The sequence below is a fragment of the Eisenbergiella porci genome (assembly GCF_009696275.1).
In the GTDB taxonomy this organism is placed as follows: Bacteria; Bacillota; Clostridia; order Lachnospirales; family Lachnospiraceae; genus Eisenbergiella; species Eisenbergiella porci.
Genome location: NZ_VUMI01000098.1, coordinates 1 through 8,093, shown reverse-complemented (window position 1 = coordinate 8,093; position 8,093 = coordinate 1). Strand labels below are relative to the sequence as shown.

8 protein-coding genes are annotated in these 8,093 nt (G+C 40.8%); all 8 read left to right on the top strand.

From position 1 onward, the window contains the following. The first annotated feature begins 277 nt into the window (after nucleotides 1–277). The gene (locus tag FYJ45_RS28405; protein ID WP_154468322.1) at nucleotides 278–1,270 is read left to right on the top strand and encodes an ABC transporter permease; all 993 of its coding nucleotides are present in this window, start codon (nucleotides 278–280) and stop codon (nucleotides 1,268–1,270) included. 3 nt (nucleotides 1,271–1,273) lie between these two features. After that, the gene (locus FYJ45_RS28400; RefSeq protein WP_154468321.1) at nucleotides 1,274–2,272 is read left to right on the top strand and encodes an ABC transporter permease; all 999 of its coding nucleotides are present in this window, start codon (nucleotides 1,274–1,276) and stop codon (nucleotides 2,270–2,272) included. Between the two features lie 80 nt (nucleotides 2,273–2,352). Continuing rightward, complete coding sequence (locus FYJ45_RS28395) at nucleotides 2,353–2,757, top strand: winged helix-turn-helix domain-containing protein (RefSeq protein ID WP_235931054.1); 405 nt, start codon at nucleotides 2,353–2,355, stop codon at nucleotides 2,755–2,757. A 516-nt stretch (nucleotides 2,758–3,273) separates the two neighbouring features. After that, a complete protein-coding gene (locus FYJ45_RS28390; protein ID WP_154468319.1) occupies nucleotides 3,274–4,806 on the top strand; it encodes an ABC-F family ATP-binding cassette domain-containing protein in 1,533 nt (510 codons plus the stop codon). A gap of 207 nt (nucleotides 4,807–5,013) precedes the next feature. Beyond that, the gene (locus FYJ45_RS28385) at nucleotides 5,014–6,183 is read left to right on the top strand and encodes a TlpA disulfide reductase family protein (RefSeq protein WP_154468318.1); all 1,170 of its coding nucleotides are present in this window, start codon (nucleotides 5,014–5,016) and stop codon (nucleotides 6,181–6,183) included. Between the two features lie 14 nt (nucleotides 6,184–6,197). Next, nucleotides 6,198–6,347 carry a CD1871A family CXXC motif-containing protein gene (locus tag FYJ45_RS28380; RefSeq protein WP_321170338.1) on the top strand — a complete coding sequence of 50 codons (150 nt, stop codon included), beginning with the start codon at nucleotides 6,198–6,200 and terminating at the stop codon, nucleotides 6,345–6,347. A 26-nt stretch (nucleotides 6,348–6,373) separates the two neighbouring features. Further along, entirely contained in the window at nucleotides 6,374–7,228 is an 855-nt protein-coding gene (locus FYJ45_RS28375) for a 4Fe-4S binding protein (protein WP_154468317.1), read from the top strand. Nucleotides 7,229–7,306: 78 nt separating this feature from the next. Beyond that, nucleotides 7,307–7,984 (top strand): response regulator transcription factor, encoded by a 678-nt coding sequence (locus tag FYJ45_RS28370; protein WP_154468316.1) that lies wholly within the window; start codon nucleotides 7,307–7,309, stop codon nucleotides 7,982–7,984. Nucleotides 7,985–8,093: the final 109 nt, after the last annotated feature.

The following is an 8,093-nucleotide window of genomic DNA, read 5'->3' as shown; positions in this document are numbered from 1 at the left end:
TCATTAAAACGGCATAAGAGGTCCGCATGTGCGACTTGGTTCAAAAGGAAAGTACTAAATCAGGGGCTTGAAGTTCATATCAAGCTCTTGATTTTGAGCCCCTGACTTAGAACTTTCCTAATCTATTGTATCAAGAAAAACGGGAGCAAAAAATAATTGTGACGCAGGAACTAAAACATGGCATCGCTTTTCCGTATGATGAAATTATTAGTATCCATTCACAGGAGCCTACTTTAGAAGATATGTTCATCCAATACACAGGGAGGGGGCTGGCTTAATGTGGAGAGGATTTTCATATTTACTGAAAAAAGACTTCAAAATGATGTTGTCCAGCAAATTTTTCCTGTTGGCACTGTGTTCTGTTGTTCTGTACTCATGCTATATCAATTATGTATATGTCAATTTAGATCAGGATATTTATCCCGTGTATCTTTATGACCCGAACAACACTCAACATATTGTATCTGAATATGTGACGAAAGTTGATACCAGAGCTGCTTTAGAAGAAGCATGTGCAGATGAATATTCAGTTGGAGTTGATTTTTCTACTGTCACACCAGAAGTTTACATGCTTTCATCAGGGACAGAAACTACAGATTATTTGAGAGGCATTTATGCAGAGAAAATTGTAAGCAGTGGTGTGGAAGATCAAGCGGAAATCATCGGCACAAATGACAAGGAACTAAAAAATCGCAGGGAGATAACTGCAGAATTTCTGTTTTTTGAGCTTTCAGCAGTTGGATTTTTAGGTCTGGCCGCTATGCTGTTTAAAGAAAAGCAGATGGGGGTTATCCGAGTACATGGGGTACTACCGGTATGTAAGTCTGCCTTCATTCTATCAAAGCTGTGTTGGATTCTATTGTCAGATGTATTGTTCACTATATTGTTGACATTGATAAATATAGGTGTAGAAAACGGTATCTCCATTTTGCCTGCGGTGCTTATACAGGCTGGGATTTTGTCACTTATCATGGCATTAGCAGGTTTTTTATGTGCGGTATGCCTGCCGGACTTCAAGCAATTTTCCCTCTTTTATCTGATTATTGCGATATTCATCACCACACCGGTTTTCCTTGCCGGACAGACCGGAATTGAGTGGGAGTGGATCGTTTATCATCCTATGTATCACCTGTTTGTGGGAATGAAATCCGCTTATTTTGCAGCACCAGCTCCGGCTTATCCATACTATTTGATTTGCACTGGTGTAATTGTACTGCTATTCCTGTTTGCACACCGGACATTGACAAACGAGATGGCAAAGGAGGGATAGAGCATGAACGGTTTGAAATATCAATTAAAAAGTATTCGCAGGGACAAAATGTGTATTCTGACTTTTTTACTTCCTATCATCGTTGGAATTGCCATCAATTTTCTTTTGGGAGCAAGTTTTCAGACCATGAGTGAAACTTCATTTGGAGTATTGGAAAACGATCTCTCAGATGAAGCAGTTCTATGGCTGCAAAAAGGCGGGACGCTTACGCAATATGAAAATGTCGATGAACTCCAGGCGGCAGTCAACAATCCTTCCACACAGGTCATAGGAGTTTTAAAATCAGATGATGGTATCAAAACATTGCTTTCAGGTGATGAACTGGAAGTGAATAGGATTCTTGGCAATGCGCTCCCTGAAATCTATAAAAATCGAGTGAATGAGTTGGATTTTGAAACAACAGTTATTCCTGTCATACACAATACAGATGGATTAAAAGCTCTTTTAATAACAATAACCTTAGTTACAGCTATGTTTATGGGGTGTACTTTTAATGCCATGAATATCATCAGCGAAAAAGAAGACGGTGTTGCATTTATCAATATGGTACTACCATTAGATACGAAAACATATATCATCCAAAAAATACTACTTGGTTTTGTTGGAGGTACGGCATCAACTATTATTACCGCATTGATTTGTATGCGGATAAAATTATGTGACGTATTCCCATTTTTTGTATTAGTGAGTTTATCGGCATACATTGCAGCATTGATAGGACTGTTTGTTGGACATTTTTCTGATGGACTTATGGTGGGAATTGTTTATATCAAGATAATCATGATTTTATTCATTGCACCTCCGATATTTTTTTATTTGGTCACCTCAGTAGGCAGCATACCGTACTATTTCTCCTTTATTCTCCCGTCAAGTGCAACCTTCTATGGATTGATGAGCCTGGTGAGAGGACAATCACAAAATCTATGGGTTATTCTGTTTGTGCTATTGATACACGCTGTTATATGGAGCGTGGTATATGGGAAAATAAAAAAATTCAAATAATACTTAGAGTGCTCTGAGCGAAGGTAATGGATACATTTTTAATTTCTTTCGTTTCAGGGGGAGGTGACACCGTGGGGAAAATGATGATTCTGACTTTCAAAGATTCGGAAGAAGCTTTGCTCAAACGTCTTATTGACAGCCTGGGCGCATTGGAATACCATCAGGTAGAACTCCCCACGGAGCCTCTGCTGAAGATCGGAAATCTGAGCCTGTACCCTTTGGAGTCCCGGATCGAGCAGGATGGAAAAAGCTATACATTAGGCCGCCAGCAGTTTCAGATACTCTACCTGCTGGCACGTAACCCTGGCAGGACTTTTCAAAAATCCCAAATCTATTCAGTAGTTTGGGAGGATGCGGAACCGATCCAAATTAACGAGGCTATCCGGTATCACATCAGCGAGCTGCGGAAGATTCTGTTGGAGTTGACAGGGAGAGAGTGTATTGAAACGGTTTGGGGTGTGGGGTATCGGTTTGTAGAAAAATAAGTAAAGAGAGCCGACTTCGGTTGTAATGACAGCTGAAGCCGGCTCTTTGTTATAAATCGGATACCTAATTTAATGCAAATCTAATAAATCTGCGGGACAATCCCAAGTAGTATTCTATTTCACGAGTTCTTATTTCGAAAAATTGACAAAGAGGGAGAATCGTGTTATTATTAAAAAAGTTTATCTCCAAAGGAGAGCAAAATATGAGTTTTCATTTAACAGATCAACGCAAAAAGAAAATCAACTCTGTACAATCCATTCCGATGAAACATTGTGCAGAGTATAGCGTATAAAGAGCGCATTTAGATTTCATCGGGAAGCCAAGGGGGGTATTCTACCCATTTTATTGTGTTGGCTTTCCATGTGATTAAAATGTGTGCGAGGCTATGGACAATGTTTTGTCCATAGCCTTTTGTTTTTGCGTTACCATGCCAAAGGCAGAAGGCAGATACCGTTGCGTATCTTTGCTTTCTGCCTTTTCTTTTTTCCAAATATATTAAGAAAGGTTTTTTAAAAATGAGCTTATTAGAAATTGAAGGACTAACACATTCTTTTGGTGAAAACCTGCTTTACAAAAATGCAGGATTTACACTGAACAAAGGGGAACACATTGGGATTGTCGGACAGAACGGAACCGGCAAAAGCACCCTGATTAAAATTTGCACAGAACAGATTATACCTGATAACGGCCGCATTATTTGGCAACCGAATATTACGATTGGCTACTTAGATCAGTATGCAGAAATCGACCATACGCTCACAATGAAAGAGTTCTTAAAATCAGCTTTTGCGAAACTGTTTGAGATAGAAGTACAAGCCATGCAACTATATGAAAAGGCTGCCGATGGAGATATGAAAAGTCTGGAACTTGCTGCCTACTATCAGGAGTATCTTGAAACACATAACTTCTATTCCATTGATACTGCAATCGAGCGTGTTGCAAATGGTCTGGGGCTGCTTGCGATTGGTCTTGACCGCCCTATCATCGAAATGAGTGGCGGCCAGCGAGCAAAAGTGATTTTGGCAAAACTACTGCTTGAAAAACCAGATGTATTGCTATTAGACGAGCCAACAAATTTTCTTGATAAAGACCATGTTGCATGGCTGGCAGAATACCTATCTTCTTTAGAAAACGCTTTTTTAGTTGTTTCCCATGATTTTGAGTTTTTAGATAAAATTGCAAATCGTATTTGCGATATAGATAATGACACAATAACAAAGTATTACGGCACTTATTCTGAATTTCTGCGAAAAAAGACACTGCTGCGTGAAGATTACATTCGTCAATACTCAGCACAACAAAAGGAGATTAAAAAAACAGAGGAGTTTATCAGAAAAAATATCGCTGGACGAAAAGCGAAAATGGCAAGAGGACGGCAAAAACAGCTTGATCGAATGGACAAAATGGAAGCTTTGGAACAGAAAGAGATTATCCCCCATTTTCATTTTCCTGTTTTACCGCTGACAAATACGGAACATTTACAGGTCAAACACCTGGCAGTTGGGTATCACTATCCAGTTCTATTGGATATTGATTTTAGTATTAAGGGCGGGCAAAAAGTTGTTATCACCGGCTTTAATGGAATTGGGAAGACCACTTTGCTCAAGACTTTAATTGGGCAAATCCCGTCCATGCAAGGTCATTTCAAATTTTCCGATCAAGTTACCCTTGGATATTTTGAGCAGGACTTGATATGGGATGAACCTGAACAGACACCAATTCAAATTGTTTCCAATGTCCATCCCGATATGGTAATAAAGGATGTTCGGAAACATTTAGCTCGGTGTGGGATTTCCAGTAAACATGCGATGCAAGCTATTGGAACATTAAGTGGGGGTGAGCAGGCCAAAGTGAAAATGTGCTTGCTAACACTGACCCCTTGCAATTTTCTGATTATGGATGAACCTACAAATCATCTGGATGTTCAGGCAAAGGATGCACTGAAATCAGCTCTTATGGATTTTAATGGTACGGTGTTGCTTGTATCACATGAAGAAGCATTTTACCGTGATTGGACACAACGGATTATTAACATTGAGAAAAGATAAAAAACAGTGAAAACATTATGAAAACACCTGCCCGCCTGACGGGAAAAGAAAAAAACCGTTGCTGGGCAGGTTGATTTGGTGCGCTTAAATTACTTATTTCAGTGGCGGTTTAGGTCGCATCTGCATTATGCGGTGTTGCCTTAACGAAGATTTAACACCGCATCTGGTACCATGTGAGCAGTAAATAAACAAAAGGAGATAACTCTAATGAAACAGAACATTAAGAACAAAAAACATTTAAGCAGATATCTTGCAGCACCGCTTGCAGTGATAATCCTATCTTTATCTCTGGCTGGCTGTGGCAACAATGCTGGTGCTCCAGCCAAGCCTCCTGTTAGCCAAGAAGCTTCTGATTCTGCCGACAGTGCAAATTCTTCTGATAAATCCGGTGCAGAGAATGTGGCAATGTCATTTAAGCCGGCAGAAAACGGAATGCTCGCTAAAAAGCAGTATGACTTTCCTTATATGGGCTTGTCTGCAAAGCTAACCGATGCAATACTTGAAAAAATGAAAAGCTACGACATTACCATGATAGGCAGCGAGGAACCTGCCGAGGATGGAACCTTGGGAGCGGCTACACTTTCATGGTATGCACTTACCGAGGAGCAAAAGGCACTCGAAGTCACTTCTTTAGATTCAGAAAAATGGCTTGGAAGCCTTTCTCTGATTGGGACAATCGGCGTATATAACTCTGAATATCTCTCGCAGATTGATAAGCTTAGCGGCTGCAATGACCATAAAGAGCTTGGTAAAAGTGAAGATGGAAAATACACCTACATGCTAAGCTTTACAGATTCTGCAGACAGCGGCTACCGTAAAGAGCTTGAAAAATCAAAGATTACCTTAACGGCAATGGAGCCGGTTAACTATTCCATGGGAAATGGTGCTTTCTCGGAAGCAAGAGTTGAAACAAATCATGTAGGAAGCTTTTCTACGACCGATGTAAACGGCACAAGTTATACAAATGATTATTTTTCGCAGTATGATTTGACACTGGTTAATGCATTTACAACCTGGTGCAGCCCATGTATTGGTGAAATGCCTGATCTTGAGAAATTTAAGCAGGAAATGGAATCTCGCGGCATAGGAATGGCTGCGTTCGCGCTTGATACCGTTTCTGGAGATGGAGAAGATAATACCTCTGCCATTGAACTCTCACAACAGCTTATCAAAAAGGCAGGTCTTACTTTTCCGATTCTTAAGCCGGATGAAACTGCTCTAAACGGCCGCCTTAAAGGAATCGACAGTTTCCCGGAAAGCTTCTTTGTCGATCGAAACGGAAATATTGTCGGTGACACTTATGCCGGAACACGCAGTTTTCAGGAATGGAAAGAGATTGCTGAAAAGGAACTTGCGAATCTTAAGAATATGAATTAAGGGGGGATCAATTCGTGAAAGACTTCAATATCCCATTGTGGGTAGGGGGCCTCATAGCCATCCTGGGTGTTTTACTTATTGTTCTCGGCCTGTACCGTCAGGAGCTTTCCGTATTGTATACGAAGGCAATTAACATTTGTTTAGAGTGCATCGGCATTGGGTAGCACATGAGAATAAAAGGAGAAACCCTATGAAAACACCAAAAGAACACAAGCGTCATAGCGTACAGGCAATATGGACGTTTCTTACGAATAGCTATCTTCTGGGATTTGTGCAAGGCAAAATCTATAAGGGAAAGCTGAAGCAATTATGTGTTCCCGGACTAAATTGTTATTCCTGTCCCGGAGCACTCGGAGCATGCCCCATAGGCTCTCTTCAGGCTGTGATTGGAAGCTGGAATTTCCGTTTCACTGCCCTTGTAGCCGGATTTCTTTTCTTTACAGGTGCGTTACTTGGACGATTTGTCTGCGGATGGCTCTGCCCGTTTGGTTTAGTCCAGGATCTTTTACATAAGATTCCATTCCCAAAGAAAATTGCAACCTTCAAAGGAGATAAACTGCTTCGCAAGCTTAAATATGTAATATTGCTTGTATTTGTCATACTACTGCCTCTTTATGCAGTAGACCTTATTGGGCAAGGTGCGCCTTACTTTTGCAAATTGATATGTCCAGCCGGAACATTAGGTGGTGGTCTCCCACTTGTCTTAACAAATTCGGCTCTTCGCGCTACAATCGGTTGGCTATATGTATGGAAAAACTTTGTTTTAGTTGTAGTTGTGATAGCCTCGATGATTATTTATCGACCATTTTGCAAATATATCTGTCCGCTTGGTGCAATCTACTCATTTTTTGCGCCGATTTCAGTGTTTCGTTACCGCGTAGACAAGGAAAAATGTACTGGTTGTGGTGCCTGCGCCAAGGTATGCGGCATGCAAATCAATCCGTCCGTCACACCAAACCATCCAGAATGTATACGTTGCGGACGTTGCAAGAGTGTATGCAAGGCATGCGCCATTGAACGTATCCCTCTTCGCAAAAAGCGTTAGCAATCTGTAGTTTCTCATGCCCAGCTATGTTATACTAATAGCATGAAACGATACATGAATCATTCGCAAGGAGAACACATGAGACTATTAATTATCGAAGATGAAAAAGAATTATGTCTGACCATTGCGGATGGTCTTAGAAGCAATGGATATGAGGTCGATACTTGTTTTGACGGGGCAGATGGGCTGGAGCTTGCCACGATAGAAGTGTTTGATTTAATCGTACTTGACCTGAATCTACCGTCCATGGATGGTATGGAAGTGCTTACTCATTTACGTCAGGAAAACAGTGAAACACCGGTTCTAATACTTTCAGCCAGAGGTCAGATTAACGACAAGGTGGGGGCATTAGACACCGGAGCCAACGATTATCTGACCAAACCGTTTCATTTTGAAGAGCTTGAGGCAAGAATTCGCAGCCTTACCAGGCGTAAATTTATTCAGACGGATATTATCCTTTCTGCAGGAGAGCTGCGTTTTAATACGCAGACCCGCGTTGCAACGGTACGAGATACGGACCTTGTGCTTACTCGAAAAGAAACCGGACTATTAGAATATTTTATGCTCCATCCACAGCGCATCATCAGTCAGGAAGAACTTATGGATCATATGTGGGATACCAATGTAAACAGTTTTTCCAACTCGATCAGAGTACACCTATCCTCTCTTCGCAAGAAGCTTCGTGCAGGACTTGGCTATGATCCAATCACCAATAAAATTGGCCAAGGATATATCTTCAAGGAGCTTCCTGTATAATTCAAATATAGGGAATTCCGAGAAAGAGGGTTGAGAAAAAAATACCTCAGAGTAAAATAAGATTACTGACTTTGCGGGTTAGTAAAAAATCTTATTAAAACAGTGAGGT